The 16,265-nt window shown below is 68.8% G+C and carries 17 protein-coding genes; 14 read left to right on the top strand and 3 right to left on the bottom strand.

Annotated features, from left to right (window positions below; genetic code table 11):
- Window positions 1–2: 2 nt before the first annotated feature.
- The 4 genes from PWF70_RS16965 to cofG all read left to right on the top strand — a co-directional run bounded on the left by PWF70_RS16965 (window position 3) and on the right by cofG (window position 4,445).
- A complete protein-coding gene (locus PWF70_RS16965) occupies window positions 3–392 on the top strand; it encodes a hypothetical protein (protein WP_006359470.1) in 390 nt (129 codons plus the stop codon).
- Between the two features lie 62 nt (window positions 393–454).
- A complete protein-coding gene (locus PWF70_RS16960) occupies window positions 455–1,609 on the top strand; it encodes an FO synthase (protein ID WP_286352677.1) in 1,155 nt (384 codons plus the stop codon).
- Window positions 1,610–1,650: 41 nt separating this feature from the next.
- Entirely contained in the window at window positions 1,651–3,141 is a 1,491-nt protein-coding gene (locus PWF70_RS16955) for a flavin-containing monooxygenase (RefSeq protein ID WP_286352983.1), read from the top strand.
- Complete coding sequence (gene cofG / locus PWF70_RS16950) at window positions 3,138–4,445, top strand: 7,8-didemethyl-8-hydroxy-5-deazariboflavin synthase CofG (RefSeq protein WP_286352676.1); 1,308 nt, start codon at window positions 3,138–3,140, stop codon at window positions 4,443–4,445. The genes PWF70_RS16955 and cofG overlap by 4 nt, the downstream gene beginning before the upstream one ends.
- Here the strand turns inward: cofG and PWF70_RS16945 are convergent.
- Together PWF70_RS16945 and PWF70_RS16940 are read right to left on the bottom strand one after the other, a co-directional pair.
- Complete coding sequence (locus tag PWF70_RS16945) at window positions 4,442–4,825, bottom strand: rhodanese-like domain-containing protein (protein ID WP_006359466.1); 384 nt, start codon at window positions 4,823–4,825, stop codon at window positions 4,442–4,444. The genes cofG and PWF70_RS16945 overlap by 4 nt on opposite strands.
- Window positions 4,822–5,415, bottom strand: coding sequence for a cysteine dioxygenase (locus PWF70_RS16940; RefSeq protein WP_006359465.1), 594 nt, complete (start codon window positions 5,413–5,415; stop codon window positions 4,822–4,824). The genes PWF70_RS16945 and PWF70_RS16940 overlap by 4 nt, the downstream gene beginning before the upstream one ends.
- A 491-nt stretch (window positions 5,416–5,906) precedes the next feature.
- On the opposite strand from PWF70_RS16940, the gene fdxA reads away from it, so the two are divergent.
- Window positions 5,907–6,236 (top strand): ferredoxin, encoded by a 330-nt coding sequence (gene fdxA, locus PWF70_RS16935; protein WP_004019217.1) that lies wholly within the window; start codon window positions 5,907–5,909, stop codon window positions 6,234–6,236.
- A 60-nt stretch (window positions 6,237–6,296) separates the two neighbouring features.
- Window positions 6,297–7,439, top strand: a complete 1,143-nt coding sequence (gene dapC / locus PWF70_RS16930; RefSeq protein WP_006359463.1) for a succinyldiaminopimelate transaminase — start codon at window positions 6,297–6,299, stop codon at window positions 7,437–7,439.
- Between the two features lie 75 nt (window positions 7,440–7,514).
- On the opposite strand, the gene dapD is transcribed toward dapC, so the two are convergent.
- Window positions 7,515–8,480 (bottom strand): 2,3,4,5-tetrahydropyridine-2,6-dicarboxylate N-succinyltransferase, encoded by a 966-nt coding sequence (dapD, locus tag PWF70_RS16925; RefSeq protein ID WP_075863833.1) that lies wholly within the window; start codon window positions 8,478–8,480, stop codon window positions 7,515–7,517.
- A 214-nt stretch (window positions 8,481–8,694) separates the two neighbouring features.
- Here dapD and PWF70_RS16920 point away from each other — a divergent pair, with 214 nt between their 5' ends.
- From PWF70_RS16920 to PWF70_RS16885, 8 genes are all read left to right on the top strand, one after another.
- Window positions 8,695–9,216 carry a DM13 domain-containing protein gene (locus PWF70_RS16920; protein ID WP_035751180.1) on the top strand — a complete coding sequence of 174 codons (522 nt, stop codon included), beginning with the start codon at window positions 8,695–8,697 and terminating at the stop codon, window positions 9,214–9,216.
- An 82-nt stretch (window positions 9,217–9,298) separates the two neighbouring features.
- Window positions 9,299–10,396 (top strand): succinyl-diaminopimelate desuccinylase, encoded by a 1,098-nt coding sequence (gene dapE, locus PWF70_RS16915; protein ID WP_006359460.1) that lies wholly within the window; start codon window positions 9,299–9,301, stop codon window positions 10,394–10,396.
- 52 nt (window positions 10,397–10,448) lie between these two features.
- Window positions 10,449–11,273, top strand: a complete 825-nt coding sequence (locus PWF70_RS16910; RefSeq protein ID WP_006359459.1) for an LOG family protein — start codon at window positions 10,449–10,451, stop codon at window positions 11,271–11,273.
- Complete coding sequence (locus tag PWF70_RS16905) at window positions 11,270–11,806, top strand: LOG family protein (protein WP_006359458.1); 537 nt, start codon at window positions 11,270–11,272, stop codon at window positions 11,804–11,806. Before PWF70_RS16910 ends, PWF70_RS16905 begins: the two co-directional genes overlap by 4 nt.
- 77 nt (window positions 11,807–11,883) lie before the next feature.
- On the top strand, window positions 11,884–13,710 hold the full coding sequence (locus PWF70_RS16900; RefSeq protein WP_286352675.1) for a long-chain-acyl-CoA synthetase: 1,827 nt from the start codon (window positions 11,884–11,886) through the stop codon (window positions 13,708–13,710).
- Complete coding sequence (gene folP, locus PWF70_RS16895) at window positions 13,707–14,588, top strand: dihydropteroate synthase (RefSeq protein WP_006359456.1); 882 nt, start codon at window positions 13,707–13,709, stop codon at window positions 14,586–14,588. The genes PWF70_RS16900 and folP overlap by 4 nt, the downstream gene beginning before the upstream one ends.
- A complete protein-coding gene (locus PWF70_RS16890; RefSeq protein WP_006359455.1) occupies window positions 14,585–15,598 on the top strand; it encodes a glucosyl-3-phosphoglycerate synthase in 1,014 nt (337 codons plus the stop codon). The genes folP and PWF70_RS16890 overlap by 4 nt, the downstream gene beginning before the upstream one ends.
- Before the next feature lie 159 nt (window positions 15,599–15,757).
- Window positions 15,758–16,204, top strand: coding sequence for a DivIVA domain-containing protein (locus PWF70_RS16885; protein ID WP_286352674.1), 447 nt, complete (start codon window positions 15,758–15,760; stop codon window positions 16,202–16,204).
- The last annotated feature ends 61 nt before the right edge of the window (window positions 16,205–16,265 follow it).

The following is a 16,265-nucleotide window of genomic DNA, read 5'->3' as shown; positions in this document are numbered from 1 at the left end:
AGATGCCAGCGCTCGATCCGCATGTCCGCGACCGGCTCCTGCTGGCGCTGCTGACCCTCGACGGCTTCGTGGTGGGCCTGCTCAGCGTTGCCTTCGCGTACCTGCGGTTCGGCGGGGTCGCGTTGCCTGTCGCGGCTCTGATCGGCGGACTTCTCAACGCCGTGCTGCTGTGGCTGGCGGCCGGATACACCTCGTCACCGCTGCGCTATGCACCGCTTGCCGCATGGGGGCTCGTCGTCGTCATCGCCGGCGGGATCCCGGGGCCGGGTGGCGACGTCATCCTGAGCACGTCGGGAAACTACCTGGTGCAGACCCTTTTTCTGCTGGTGCTGGGTGTCGGCCCGGCGGCGTTTCTCGGCTGGACCCATCGGCTTCCCGAAGCCGACGACTGACTTTCCCCGCCGCCGTTCCCTCGGGGCGAAGGGTGTAACCGAACGAGCGTTAGAGTGTGGTCATGGTTCTGCGCGCGTGGGCCGAAGACATCACGGCCCCGATCGAGCGCGTCACGGCGGCCCTGAGTCGTCTCCGTGACGACCCGACAGCCCTCGGCCCCGATGCCCTCGACGACGAGGGCTGGGTCGCGCTGCTGGGCGCCTCCGGCACCCGGCTGGAAGAACTGTGCGAACTCGCCGACACCGTCCGGGCGAGGGTCACCGATCCCGACGCCGTGACCTTCGTCGTGAACCGCAATCTGGACACCGGGGTCGCCGCCCGACTCATCTCGGATGAACGCCGCCCCGGCGAGCCCGCGCTCGCCGAGCTGGTCGGGGAGGCCGTGGAACTCGGAGCCACCGAGATCTGCATGCAGGGCCCGTTGCCCGCCGACCGGCCGGCCACCGACTACGTCCGCCTCGTCGCGGAGATCACCGATGCGGCAGCCGGTCTGCACCTGCACGCGTACCGCGCTGCGGAGATCGCCGACGGTGCGGTCCGGACCGGGGTGCCGATCGTCGAACACCTCCGCCGCCTCCGCGCCGCCGGGCTCGGGTCGATCCCCGGGACCGCCGCCCAGATCCTCGACGACTCCGTCCGCGGGTTCCTGTCACCGACCGGCTCCGCACCCGCCCGCGAGTGGATCGAGGTCATCGAGGCCGCGCACGGCGTCGGACTCTTCTCGACGGCCACCATCGTCTACGGGCACGTCGAGACCCCGGAGCATCAGGTCGCGCACCTGCGGACACTGCTCGGGATCCAGCGCCGCACGGGTGGATTCAGCGAGCTGATCTTGATGCCGATGGTCGCCTCCAACACGCCGCCGCATCTGACCGCCGCCGCGACGTCGACCGCCTCGCAGCGGGAGACCCGCGCACTGCACGCGGTCGCCCGGCTGATGTCCGTCGGTCTCATCGACCACGTGCAGGTCGCCTGGACGAAGCTCGACCCCGACACCGTGGACCTGCTGTTGCGCGGCGGCGCCGACGACATCGGCGGCCTGCTGCTCGACGGTCGGCTCATGCCGGATGCCGGTCCGGAGGTGGGCCGGGTCCTCGACGCCGACACCCTCGTCGCCATCGCCGAACGCGCCGGTCGTACACCGAGTCAGCGCACCACGCGTTATGCCGAGCCGGAAGCCCATCGGTTGCTCCCGATCCCGCAGGTACGTTCGTGACGGTGACGACGACGCAGGGGGGTGAGCGGGTGGACATCGACATGTCGCAGGAGATCGATGTCGCCATCATCGGTGCCGGCTTCGCCGGTCTCGGGATGGCCACGCAACTCGCCCGTCGCGGCCGCGAATCCTTCGTCGTCCTCGAACGTGCCGACGCGGTGGGCGGCACCTGGCGCGACAATGTCTACCCCGGCATCGCCTGTGACATCCCCGCACACCTGTACTCGTTCTCGTTCCGTCCGCCGGCCGACTGGGCCTCGCGGTATCCGAGTGGGCACGAGATCCGCGACTACCTCGAGCTGACCGTCGCCGAAGAGGGCCTGGCCGAGCACATCCTGCTGAACTGCGAACTGCGGCAGGCGGCCTGGGACGAGGCCGCGGCCCGCTGGACGATCACCGCAGGCAACGGTGACGGACCGGGCCGGGCGTTCCGCGCGCGTAGTCTCGTCCTCGCCGTCGGCCGGTTGTCGGAGGCGAAGATCCCCGACATCGAGGGTCTCGGCCAATTTCCCGGTCAGGTCGTCCACACGGCGGCCTGGCACGACGACGTCGCCGTCGACGGTGCCCGGGTCGGTGTCGTGGGAACCGGTGCGTCGGCGGTGCAGCTCATCCCGCACCTGGCCGACGCCGCCGAGGAACTCGTCGTGTTCTGCCGGACCGCTCCCTACGTGGTGCCGCGCGAAGACCGCCGGTACTCGGCCGACGAACGCGCCGCCCTACTCGATCCCGAGGTCGCCGGCGAGGTCCGCCACCGGCTCCTCACCGAGGCCGACGGGGCGTTCCGGCAGCGACTCGGCCTCCACCCCGACATCGACGAGATCCGGGCCCGCGCCCGCAACCATCTTCACGAGCAGGTCGACGATCCGGAGCTGCGTGACCACCTGACACCGGGTTACGAGATCGGTTGCAAGAGAATCCTTCTCAGCGACGACTTCTATCCTGCGTTGCAGCGGCCGAACGTGGTGTTCGAGCCGAGTGCGCTGGAGTCCATCACCGAGTCCAAGGCCACCGCGCGCAGCGGACGCACCTTCGACCTCGACCTCCTCGTCATGGCAACGGGTTTCGAGTCCGCGCGTCCGCCGGCCGCGAGCCGGGTCGTCGGCCGCGCGGGACTGCACCTCGCCGAGCACTGGTCATCGGGCATGACCTCGTATGCCTCGACCGTCGTCAGCGGATTCCCGAACATGTTCGTGCTCGACGGGCCGAACGCGGCGCTGGGCCACAACTCGGCGATCTACATGATCGAGACGCAGCTCGACTACGTGCTCGGTGCGCTGGAGTTCATGGGCGACACCGACGTCCGGGCACTCGAGGTCTCGGCCGAGGCCGAGGCCGCCTACACCCGCGAGATCGACGAGCGCAGCGCGTCGACCGTGTGGCTGACCGGTTGCGACAGTTGGTATGTCGACCCGGAGAGCGGCCGCCTGACGCTGCTGTGGCCGGGGACCGCGGCGTCGTTCCGAGAACGCAACGGCACGTTCGATCCCGCGCCCTATCTGACCATCCTCGATTCATCGGAGGGGGAACGATGACCGACCTCAGCATCCCCGTGGTGCGGACCGAACCGGTGGAAAGTGTTGCCGGGGAACGTCCTTCACGTGAGGCGATCGATGCCGCCCTTGCCGCCGCCGAGGCCCGGGAGTCGATCGACATCGACCGGGCCGTCACGCTCCTGTCCTGTGCCGGAGAGGATCTCGTGCGCCTGCAGTCGCTCGCCGGCGCGATCCGCGACGAGGGGCTCGCCGCGGTCGGCCGGCCGCGGCAGGTCACCTACTCGCGCAAGGTGTTCATCCCGCTGACCCGTCTGTGCCGGGACCGGTGTCACTACTGCACCTTCGTGACCGTGCCCGGCAAACTCGCCCGCGCCGGCGAGGGGTTGTACCTCGAACTCGACGAGGTCGTCGACCTCGCCCGCCGCGGAGCCGACCTCGGTTGCAAGGAAGCCCTGTTCACGCTCGGTGACCGTCCCGAGGATCGGTGGCCGGAGGCCCGCGAATGGCTGGCCGAGCGCGGATACTCGTCGACCCTCGACTACGTCCGTGCGGCCGCGGTGGCCGTGCTGACCGAGACCGGCCTGCTGCCGCATCTGAACCCCGGGGTGATGAGCCTCGAGGAGCTCCTGCACCTGCGGCCGGTGGCCCCGTCGATGGGCATGATGCTCGAGACCACGTCGCGTCGTCTTTTCACCGAGAAGGGGCAACCACACTACGGCAGCCCGGACAAGGACCCGCTGGTCCGCATGCAGGTGCTCCGCGACGCCGGTGCCGCGCGAGTCCCGTTCACGACCGGCATCCTCGTCGGGATCGGCGAATTACTCCACGAGCGAGCCGAATCCCTGCTCGCAATCGCGGAGGTGCAGGCCGCGGGCGGCCACATCCAGGAAGTGATCGTGCAGAACTTCCGGGCCAAGCCCGACACCGCGATGCGATCCAACCCCGATGCGGAGATGAGTGAGTTCCTGGCGGCGGTGGCCGTCGCACGTATAGTGCTCGGGCCGCACATGCGGGTGCAGGCACCGCCGAACCTGGTGTCGCCGGCCGAATGCGCCGCGCTCATCGCCTCCGGAATCGACGACTGGGGCGGGGTGTCGCCGCTGACTCCCGACCACGTGAACCCCGAACGTCCCTGGCCCAACCTGGATGCGCTCGCTGCGCGGACCGCGGAGTCGGATTTCGTTCTCACCGAACGCATCACCGCGCAACCGACGTATGTGCTCGACGCCGCGGACTGGATCGACCCGGCCCTCACGCGGCATGTCGCCGCGTTGGCAGACCCGGCGACGGGCCTCGCCGTGGACACGCGGCCGGTGCCGCGGCCCTGGCCGGCCGTCGCCTAGCGGAGCACCGGCGCGAGCGCCTCGTACCCGCCGATCACGTCGGTTGCGCGATGCAGCCCGAGGTCCTGCAAGGCGGCTGCGGCGAGGCTCGACGTATAACCCTGCTGGCACAGGATGATCCACCGCACGTCGTGGTCGACGGCCTCGGGGATTCGGGCATCGCTGGCGGGATCGCACCGCCATTCGAGGACGTTCCGCTCGATGACGAGCGCCAGATCCGTCTCGCCCTCCTGGGCTCGCTGGGCGGCCGGCCGGATGTCGACGAGGACCGCTCCGTCCTCGAGTTCGGCGGGGACCGATGCGGCGTCGATGCGCTGCAGTCGTGAGCGTGCCTCGGCGAGGACGTCGTCGATGGTGCGTGGAGTCGGCTTGCCGCTCATTCGGGTTCGTCGGTCAGGATCGTGCGGGTACGACGCAGATGGCCGGCGTCGGCCACCTCGTAGTAGGACATCGCGGTGAGCGGCGGGGAGTAGGCGTGGACGCTGAGCGTCGGCCCGGCGACCTGGGTCGTCGGGTTCTTCACGACGTCGTGGACCCACCCGAGAGGGAAGGCCGCCTGGTCGCCGGCGTCAAGGACGCGCACAGCCAGATCGTCCCCCGTCCAGTGGTACTCCCGCAAGGACCCCGAGAGGACGGTCAGTGCGCCGAGCGAACCGGCGTGGTCGTGGAGTTCGGTGGCTTCGCCGGGCGTCCAGCTGATGAGCCAGACGTCGAGATCGTCGTCGGCGTAGAGGCGCGTCGACCAGCGGTGCGTGGTGTCCCATTCGGTGGGGAGCAGGGCGTCGTGCCGGCCGTCGAGGACATCGGCGACACCCTGGTCGGTGATGCGCAGCAGGTCGGCGGGACGCAGATGCGTCGGCAGGTGGGTCCGCGGGCGCGGTGCGTCGGCCGCCACCCGAGTCCGGGCGAGGGGAGGGACGTTCGGCGAGCGAAGAGAGGCAGACGTGGTGCGGGCAAGGGTCGAGGTCATGAAGAGATCCTTGAGGGAAATGGATGTGTGGGTCGGGAGCCGAGGATCAGCGACAGCGCATACACATGTCCCGCGACGCCGGCTCGAGCCCCGACACAGCGCAGAGGCTGGTGCGAGGGCGGCCCACAGCGACCGGATTCACGACGAACATGCCGCCGAGGATGCCCGACGGATCGGCGCTCGTCGAGAGTTGTCGGCACACTGAGCGAAAGTCCGAGTGTCGACGCGAAACGGGGGCGGGCAGCCTGCGACGTCGACTCGGGTTCGATGTGACCGTTCGACCCGTCCGTGATGTGATTCTCGTTACAGCAGGGCCTTATGTGCGCCCTGGAGCCGGGGGTGATTTCGTCGTGGGCACCGCCGGGGCGGATACTCTGGGTTGCGGTTCGACCAGCCCTCGGACCGCAACCGGCGCCGACGCCGGAGAGTCGTTCGACGCCGAACTGATCCTCCGCCTCGCGCCGACAACGATCTTCCTAGCGAAGGAGTGAGTGGTGACCTACATCATCGCGGAGCCTTGCGTCGATGTCCTGGACAAGGCTTGCGTGGAGGAATGCCCCGTCGACTGCATCTACGAGGGTGGACGCATGCTCTACATCCAGCCGGATGAGTGCGTCGACTGCGGTGCGTGCGAGCCGGTGTGCCCGGTCGAGGCGATCTTCTACGAGGACGATGTCCCGGATGAGTGGGAACCCTACGTCAGCGCCAACGCCGACTTCTTCGACGACCTCGGCTCGCCCGGTGGCGCGAGCAAGGTCGGCAAGACCGACGCCGACCCGGCGTTCATCAAGGGCCTGCCGCCCATGAACGAAGAAGACTGACAGCCCGACGACTCACCGTCTTCGAAGTAGACCGCCCGGACGGATAGGACTGACCTCGCAGTGAGCACTCCCACCTCTCGCGCAGCAGCGCCGCTGCGTGTGTCGGCGACGCGCGTGAGCGGTCGGCTGCCCGATTTCCCGTGGGACACCCTCGCGGGTGCCAAGGCCACGGCGCAGTCCCATCCCGACGGCATCGTCGACTTGTCGGTCGGCACGCCGGTGGATCCGGTGCCGGAGCTGATCCGAAACGCCCTCGCCGACGCCTCCGGGTTCCCGGGGTATCCGACGACCATCGGCACCACCGAGCTGCGCGAGGCCGCTGCCGAGTCGCTTGTCCGCCGCCACGGCGTCACCAACCTCGACCAGTCGGGCATCCTCCCGGTCATCGGCACCAAGGAGGCGATCGCCGGCCTGGCGTCGACCTTCGGTCTCGGCCCGGGCGACGACGTGGTGATCCCGGAGGTCGCCTACCCGACCTACGAGGTCAGTGCGTTGCTGGCCGGTGCCCGCGCCATCCGGGCCGACTCGACCGTCGCCCTCGGCCCGATGAACCCGGCGCTGATGTTCATCAACTCGCCGTCGAACCCGACCGGCAAGATCCTCGGCGTCGACCACCTGCGCAAGGTCGTCGGCTGGGCGCGCGAACGCGGCACCGTCGTGGTGTCCGACGAGTGCTACCTGGGGCTGAGCTGGGAGGGTGAGTCGCTCTCGATCCTCGACCCGCGGGTCTGTGACGGCGACCACACCGGTCTGCTCGCGGTGCACTCGCTGTCGAAGATCTCCAACCTCGCGTCCTACCGGGCAGGTTTCTTCGCGGGCGACACCGAGCTCATCGCCGAACTGCTCGCGGTTCGCAAGCACGCCGGCTTCATGCTGCCCTTCCCGATTCAGGGTGCGATGACCGCAGCACTCCGCGACGACACGCACGTCTACGAACAGCGTGAGCGCTACGCGGCTCGGCGTCGTACTCTGCTCGCCGCAGTGCAGTCGGCCGGTTTCCGCGTCGACCACTCCGAGGCCGGCCTGTACCTCTGGGCCACCCGCGACGAGCCGTGCCGCGATACCGTGGCCTGGCTCGCCGACCGCGGAATCCTCTGCGCCCCCGGCGATTTCTACGGACCGGCAGGGGAGAAGCACGTCCGCATGGCAATCACCGCCACGGACGAGCGCATCGCGGCCGCGGCCGCGCGACTCACCGCATGAACCCATCCCTTTCACGTGGAAACGCCACCCCGCGGGGTGGCGTTTCCAGGTAAAGAAGGCGGGTTTGCGGGGGCGTCAGTTGTGCTTGTGCAACGCCTCGTTGAGCGCGATGCCGTCGCCCTTCCACGGCACGACCTCGACCGCGCCGGTCAGGCTGTTCCGACGGAACAGCAGGTTCGACTGGCCCGCCAGGTCGCGCGCCTTGATCTGCGTGCCGTCCGGGCCGGTCACCTTGGTGCCGGCGGTGACGTAGAGACCGGCCTCGATGACGCAGTCGTCGCCGAGCGGGATGCCGCAGCCGGCGTTCGCGCCGAGCAGGCAGCGCTTGCCCAGCGAGATGATCTCCTTGCCGCCGCCGGAGAGCGTGCCCATCGTCGACGCGCCGCCGCCGATGTCGGAGCCGTCGCCCACGACGACACCCGCCGAGATGCGACCCTCGACCATCGACGACCCGAGAGTGCCTGCGTTGAAGTTCACGAAGCCCTCGTGCATCACCGTGGTGCCGGCGGCCAGGTGGGCGCCGAGACGGATGCGGTCGGCGTCACCGATGCGGACGCCGCCGGGGACGACGTAGTCGACCATGCGCGGGAACTTGTCGATCGAGTACACGGTGACCGGACCGCGGGCGCGCAGCTTGGCGCGCACCGACTCGAAGTTCTCGATCGCGCACGGACCGTGATTGGTCCAGACGACGTTGGTGAGCATCCCGAAGATGCCCTCGAGGTTCGCGCCGTGCGGCTCGATGAGCCGGTGGGAGAGCAGGTGGAGTCGGAGGTAGACGTCGTAGGCGTCGACCGGGGCGACCGACAGGTCGGCGATGCCGGTGCGGACCGCGACGGTCTTGACGCCGCGGGCCTCGTCGACACCGACCAGTTCGCGCAGTTCCGCCGGTGTCGACTCCTCGTCGAGGACGACGGTCTCGGCGGTCTCGACGCCGTCGAGTTCGGGTGCGGGGAACCAGACGTCGAGCACGACTCCCGGAGTCGACCCCCCGTCGATCACCGTTGCGATGCCAGTTGCGTGTGCGCCAGTAGTTGTCACGGCACCCGAGTCTAGGCGATCGGCCCGGGTGAACGACGCCGCGCCTCCCGCCGCCCGCCGCCGTCGGCGCATCGGGGCCGACGGGTGCCCGCCCGTCATCCGAATGGCTCAAAGTCCTGGTGGGGGCAGGTTCGGGGCTCGTATCGTCGCTGCCATGACCGGCCACGACCGACCTTCCCCACCCGCCCCGCGGCGCAGGCGTCGCTGGCCCTGGGTGCTCGGCGGCGTGGGCGTGCTGATCGTCGTCGCTGTCGCGGTCGCCGCGGTGATCTTCCAGCCGTGGCTGATCTTCGTCGACACCGAGGTCGACGACGAGATCCCGGTCGCCGTGACGCCGTCGACCTCGCAGGTCGGTCAACCGCCGCCCGCCGCGCCCGTCGTGCTGTCCGAAGGCCGGCTGATCAGCCACGAGCATTCGACCTCGGGAACCGTCACGATCATCGAGAAGCCGGACGGTACACGGGTTCTCGCCATCGAGGACCTCGACACCACCACCGGACCCGACGTCCACGTCTGGTTGTCGCAGGCCGAGGTCGTCGAAGGCTTCAGCGGTTGGCGGACCGCCGCCGATCCGCCCCACGTCGACCTCGGGACGATCAAAGGCAACAAGGGCAACCAGGTCTACGAGATCCCTGCCGACGTCGACCTCGACGCCTATCCCGCGGTGTTCCTGTGGTGTGTGAAGTTCAGCGTCTCCTTCGGCGCCGCCGAGCTGGCCGCACCGAACGCCGGCTGATCCATGTCGGTGGAGCCGAACCTTGCCGGTGGAGCCGAACCTTGCCGGTTGAGCTTGTCGAAACCCCAGATACGGTAGGCGCGTGAGCACCGCACTCGACCTCGCCGCCGATCCCGTCGAACTGACCGCCGCCCTCGTCGACATCGAGAGCGAGTCGCGCAACGAGTCGGCCATCGCCGACGCGGTGGAAGCGGCACTGCGGGAACAGACGACGGGCTTCGAGGTCCTCCGGCACGGCAACCGGGTACTCGCCCGCACCAACCGGGGGAAGGCGCAGCGCGTCATCCTCGCCGGGCACCTCGACACCGTGCCCGTCGCCGGCAATCTGCCGTCGCGACGCGAGAGGCATCCCGAGGAGGGCGACGTGCTGCACGGCTGCGGCACCGTCGACATGAAGTCGGGCGACGCCGTATTCCTGCACCTCGCCGCGACGCTCGAGGATCCCGCCCACGACCTGACGCTGATCTTCTACGACTGCGAGGAGATCGCCGCCGAGTTCAACGGCCTCAACGACATCGAGCGGGAACTGCCGGAGTGGCTCGCCGGTGACGTCGCCATCCTCGGCGAACCCACCGCCGGTCTCATCGAGGCGGGTTGTCAAGGGACGCTGCGCGTTCGGCTCTCGACGTCGGGAACGCGATCGCACTCGGCCCGCTCGTGGATGGGGGACAACGCGATCCACAAGCTCGGGGGAGTGCTGACCACGCTGGCCGCCTACGAGCCGCGCCGCGTCGACATCGACGGCTGCGAGTACCGCGAGGGACTCTCGGCGGTCGGGCTCGGCGGCGGCGTCGCAGGCAACGTCATCCCCGACGCCGCGCACGTCGACGTGAACTTCCGCTTCGCCCCGGACCGTTCCGTCGAGCAGGCCCTCGACCACGTCGGCGAGGTCTTCGCCGCCGACCTCGCCGACGGCACGGTCACCCTCGAGGTCACCGACGCCGCGGCCGGTGCGCTCCCCGGCCTGGCCCACCCGGCGGCCGCCGCGCTCGTCGAGGCCGCGCAGGGACGCTTCCGCGCCAAGTACGGCTGGACCGACGTCTCACGGTTCTCCGCCCTCGGCATCCCCGCGGTGAACCTCGGGCCCGGCGACCCGAACCTCGCGCATCGTCGGGACGAGCGCGTCCCGGTCGAGCAGATCCGCACGGTCACCGAGCTGCTGCGCGCGTACCTGTCCTGAGCCCGGCCGACGCCGGCCGGGAGCCGCATCGCACGCTGCTAGCGTGAGCCGCATGTCGACCGATCCGGAACCTCTCGCCACCGACTCCGCCGCTGACGACGTCTGCTACGTCGGCCCCATCCGCATGCGGCCGGAGCAGCGCGGCAAGACCACGGACCGGCGGCTTCTCGAATGGGTCGACCCGCGCGATGCGGATCGTCGCGCCGAACGCACGATGCGCGACTCGTGGCGGGTCCTGCGCATCCAGTCGGAGTTCGTCGCGGGCTTCGACGCGATGAGCGAGGTCGCCGAGGCGGTGACCGTGTTCGGCTCGGCCCGGCTGAAGCCGGATTCGCCGGAGTACGCACTCGGCGTGCGCGTGGGTCGTGCGCTCGGCGAGGCCGGCTACGCGGTGATCACCGGCGGCGGGCCCGGCGCGATGCAGGCGGCCAACCAGGGTGCGCACGAGGCGGGTGCCCAGTCGATCGGGCTGAACATCGAGCTGCCCTTCGAACAGGGCCTCAACCCCTGGGTCGACCTCGGCATGAACTTCCGCTACTTCTTCGTCCGCAAGACGATGTTCGTGAAGTACGCGCAGGCCTTCGTCTGCCTGCCGGGCGGCATGGGCACGCTCGACGAGCTGTTCGAGGCGCTCACCCTGGTACAGACCAAGAAGGTGGTGCGATTCCCGATCGTGTTGGTGGGCAGCGACTTCTGGGGCGGCCTGCTCGACTGGATGCGCGACGTGCTGGCCGCGCGCGGGATGATCTCGCCCGAGGACCTCGACCTGCTGACCGTCGTCGACGACCCGGACGACGTCGTCGCGACGATCGAGGCCGCCGCCCCGACGCAACCCGGCGTGAACCAGTCGGGAGTCGATGGCACGATTGCCCGGTGAGTGCCGTCTGTGTCTACTGTGCGTCCGGTCCCGTCGAGCAACGCTTCCTCGATCTCGCCTCCGAGGTGGGGGCGGCGCTCGCGCGTGCCGGTCACGTCGTCGTCTCCGGCGGCGGCAACGTCTCGATGATGGGTGCGCTGGTCACGTCGGCGCGCGCGGCGGGCGGCAACACCATCGGCATCATCCCGAAGGCGCTGATCGAGCGCGAGGTGGCAGACCTCGGGTCCGACGAACTCGTCATCACCGAGACCATGCGTGAGCGCAAACGCATCATGGACGAGCGTGCCGACGGTTTCATCACGCTCCCCGGGGGTATCGGAACTCTCGAGGAGCTGTTCGAGACCTGGACGGGTGGGTACCTGGGCATGCACGAGAAGCCGGTGGTCCTGCTCGATCCTTTCGATTTCTACGCGCCGCTCCTCGGCTGGCTGCGAGAGTTGTCGACAACCGGTTTCGTCTCCCAGCGGTCGTTGGATCGACTGCTGGTCACGGCCTCTGTCGACGAGGCGATCGAGTTGGCGACACAGCGGTAGAAACTTCCTACCGGCCGGTAAGGTGGCGCGGTGAGTGCGCGGGGCACTCACGACGCCCAGCGGAGAGCGGAGGCCACATGCCAGAGACCCAGCCCAAGGACGTCCAGACGGACTCGACGACAGACGGTTCGAATCAGGACACGGTGAAGACGGTCGGGGTGGGGGATCTCCTGCGCGGCGTGGCCAGGATGGCGCCACACGCGACCGGGATGATCAAGCACGCGCCGGGCCTGATCCGGCGGCCGCCGGAAGCGAAGAAGACGATCGGCTCGGTCTTCCAGAAGCATGCGAGTGCCCATCCGGACCGCCCGTTCGTCCGGTTCGAGGGCCGCACGACCACCTACGGCGAGGCCAATCGCCGGGTGAACCGTTACGCCGCAGTTCTTTCCGAGGCCGGTGTGGGCAAGGGTGACGTGGTCGCCCTGCTCTCCAAGAACAACACCACCGATCTGCTGCTGATGCTCGCGACGGTGAAGCTCGGCGCGATCGCCGGAATGCTGAACTACAACCAGCGCGGCGAGGTCCTCGAGCATTCGGTCAAGCTGCTCGGGGCCAAGGTCCTCGTCCACGACCCGGACTGTGCCGAGGCCTTCGAGTCGATCCCGGAGTCGGCGCTGCCCGACCATGTCTTCGACTTCGCCGAGTTCGACGCGGTCGCCGAGGGCAAGGCGGACACCGACCCGGAGGTCACCGCACAGCTGCCGGCCTCGACCAAGGCCTTCTACATCTTCACCTCGGGCACGACCGGGATGCCCAAGGCCAGCGTGATGAGCCACAACCGATGGCTGGCCAGCTTCTCCGGTATCGGCGGTCTCGCGGTCCGCCTGCGCCACAGCGACACCATGTACGTGCCGCTGCCGCTCTACCACAACAACGCACTGTCGGTGTCCCTGTCGTCGGTGCTCGCGTCGGGGGCATGCTTCGCGATCGGCAAGTCGTTCTCGGCGTCGAAGTTCTGGGACGACGTGATCCTCAACCGCGCCACCGCCTTCTGCTACATCGGTGAGTTGTGCCGCTACCTGCTGGCGCAGCCGGAGAAGCCCACCGATCTGCAGCACTCGGTGCACACCGTGGTCGGAAACGGGATGCGCCCCGACATCTGGGACGAATTCCGTGAGCGGTTCGGCGTGGACCGCGTTGTCGAGTTCTACGGCGCCAGCGAGCTCAACCTCGCCTTCGTCAACGCCTTCACCGTCGACAAGACGGCCGGGTTCTGCCCTCTGCCGTACAAGATCGTGGAGTACGACGAGGAGGGCAATCCCAAGCGCAACTCCGAGGGCCGGCTGACCGAGGTCGGCAAGGGCGGTACGGGCCTGCTGCTCGCGCAGATCTCCAACCGGGTGCCGGTCGACGGCTACACCGACGAGGAGGAGACCGAGAAGAAGATCGTGCGCGACGCCTTCAAGGAGGGGGACTCGTACTTCAACTCGGGCGACCTCGTCCGCGATCAGGGCTTCGCGCACATCGCCTTCGTCGACCGCCTCGGCGACACCTTCCGGTGGAAGGGTGAGAACGTGGCCACCACCGAGGTGGAGGGTGCCGTCGACTCATACGACGCGGTGGCCCAGTCGGTGGTCTACGGCGTCGAGGTACCCGGCACCGATGGCCGCGCCGGGATGGTGGCGATCAAGCTGCGCGACGGTGCCGACCTCGACCCGAAGCGGCTCGCCGAACACCTCTACAAGGCGCTGCCGTCCCATGCGGTGCCTCTGTTCGTGCGGATCGTCGACGACTTCGAGCAGACTTCGACGTTCAAGAACCGTAAAGTCGAACTCCGTAAGGAAGGTTATGCCGACGCCGAGGCCGATCAGGTCTACGTGCTGGTCGGCAAGGAGAAGGGCTACGTGGAGTACTACGAGGATTACCCCGACGACGTGGCAGCCGCCAAGGTCCCCAAGGGATGACCGTTTCGCCGACCCTGTGCGGTCGTCCGGTGGCCGTCGACCGTGCGCTGGTCATGGCGATCGTCAACCGCACCCCTGACTCCTTCTACGACCGTGGCGCCAGCTTCGACGACACCGCTGCACAGCGGCGCGTCGACCAGGTGGTCGCCGAAGGTGCCGACATCATCGATGTCGGCGGGGTGAAGGCAGGGCCCGGCGAAGAGGTCGACGCGATGACCGAGGCGGCTCGCGTGGTGCCGATGATCTCGTGGATCCGGGAGCGCCACCCGGATGTGCTGATCAGCGTCGACACCTGGCGCAGCGAGGTCGCCGACCAGGCGTGCGCGGCGGGGGCCGACCTCATCAACGACACGTGGGCCGGAGTCGACCCCGAGGTCGTCGCGGTCGCGGCCGAACGGGGTGCGGGGATCGTGTGTTCGCACACCGGCGGTGCCGTCGTCCGGACCCGCCCGCACCGCGTCTCCTACGGCGATTCCGTCGACGCGGTGGTGGCCGACGTGCTCGACGAGGTGACCGGGGCGGCGGAGCGGGCCCTGGCAGCGGGCGTACATCGAGACGCGATCGTTATCGACCCGACGCATGATTTTGGCAAGAACACTCACCACGGGCTCGCACTGTTACGCCGTGTAAAAGATCTTGTTAATACGGGTTGGCCAGTCCTGATGGCGCTGAGCAACAAGGACTTTGTGGGGGAGACTCTGGGTACAGACCTGGAGCAACGGTTGGAGGGAACCCTCGCCGCGACCGCTCTGGCCGCCGCCGAAGGCGCCCGGATCTTTCGCGTACACGAGGTCGCCGCCACCCGTCGTGTGGTCGACATGGTCGCTGCCATCGCGGGAACGAGACCGCCCGCCCGAACAGTCAGGGGACTTGCATGACCAAGCAGAAGCGACGTAACCCCATCGGTCGCGATAAGGCCGCCGTCTGGCCGACGCCGGCCGAGGAGCTCGGTACCAAGCGGCAGTGGTCGGCGACCCACACCTGGGAGCAGCCGGACTGGACCATCGACGAACTCGTCGCCGCCAAGGACGGACGCACCGTATCGGTGGTGCTGCCCGCCCTGAACGAGGAGGAGACCGTCGCCGACGTGATCGCCTCGATCATGCCGCTGTACGGCACGCTCGTCGACGAACTGATCGTCCTGGACTCGGGCTCCACCGATGCCACCGCCGAGCGTGCGCTCGCGGCCGGTGCGCAGGTCATCAGCCGTGAGGAGGCGGTGCCCGAGCTCGAACCCGTCAAGGGCAAGGGTGAGGTGCTGTGGCGTTCGATCGCCGCGACCACCGGCGACATCATCGCCTTCGTCGACTCCGACCTCATCGACCCGGACCCCATGTTCGTGCCGAAGATGCTCGGCCCGCTCCTGGTGAATCCGGAGATCCACTTGGTGAAGGGCTACTACCGCCGTCCGCTGCGTACCGGCGGCACCCAGGACGCCAACGGCGGCGGCCGCGTCACCGAACTCGTCGCCCGCCCACTGCTGGCCTCCCAGAAGCCCGACCTCACCGCGGTCCTGCAGCCGCTCGGCGGTGAATACGCCGGCACCCGCGAGATGCTGTCGTCGGTGCCGTTCGCGCCCGGCTACGGCGTGGAGATCGGTCTCCTCATCGACACCTACGATCGGTACGGCCTCGGCGGCATCGGACAGGTCAACCTCGGCGTCCGCACCCACCGCAACCGTCCACTCATCGAGCTCGGCGTCATGAGCCGGCAGATCGTCGGCACGCTGATGCGCCGATGCGGCATCGAGGACTCCGGCGTCGGACTCACCCAGTTCACCGCCGAGCCCGACGGCTCGTTCACCCCGCACACCACCGAGGTCTACCTCGAGGACCGTCCCCCGATGAACACCCTCCGCTCCATCGACTCCAAGGTGATGGCCTCCTAGGCGACTTCGTCCGGGAACCGACCACTCCTCGACTCCGGCGACACGTGACACGCCCTCGGCGTGACGCAGTGTCGCCGGTGTCGTGTGCGGACCGGTCGTCCGACGAGACGGCCGGGTGCCGCGAGGGCCGCCCGACGCCGGTCTGTCAGGATGGGACGTATGCAGACCCTGCTGCTGTACCTGCTGATCATGGCGCTCGTCGCCGGGGCAGTGTTCGCCATCGTCTGGTTCGTCTTCGGGCGCGGGGAGGAACTCCCCCCGGTCGAACCCGGCACCACCCTCACCCGTCTGCCGACGGTCGGGATCAGTGGCGACGACGTCCGGGCGCTGCGCTTCATGCAGACGTTCCGGGGCTACAAGCAATCCGAGGTCGACTGGGCGCTCGCGCGTCTCGCGCGCGAGGTCGACGACCTCCGAACGGTCATCGCGCGTCTCCGCGAGCGCGAGTCGGGTACAGGTGTGACCCCCGGCACGACGGGCGTTCCCGACCTTGCCGCAGAGGGTGTCGACAACCCCGAGAACGGCCGGGAGCAGGCGGTTTACGACGATCAGGACCCCAATCCCGCCTCGCGCGAAGCTGGTCCGTCGACAGCCTTCGACAGGTAGTCGGGGCACCTCGGAACAGAGCTTGTGTCGCGCACTCGCATTCGATCGAGACGACGACACG

This window comes from Gordonia sp. Swx-4 (assembly GCF_030316175.1).
Lineage (GTDB): Bacteria > Actinomycetota > Actinomycetes > Mycobacteriales > Mycobacteriaceae > Gordonia > Gordonia alkanivorans.
The sequence above is the reverse complement of the archived record's forward strand: the minus strand, read 5'-3'. Positions and strand labels throughout refer to the sequence as shown.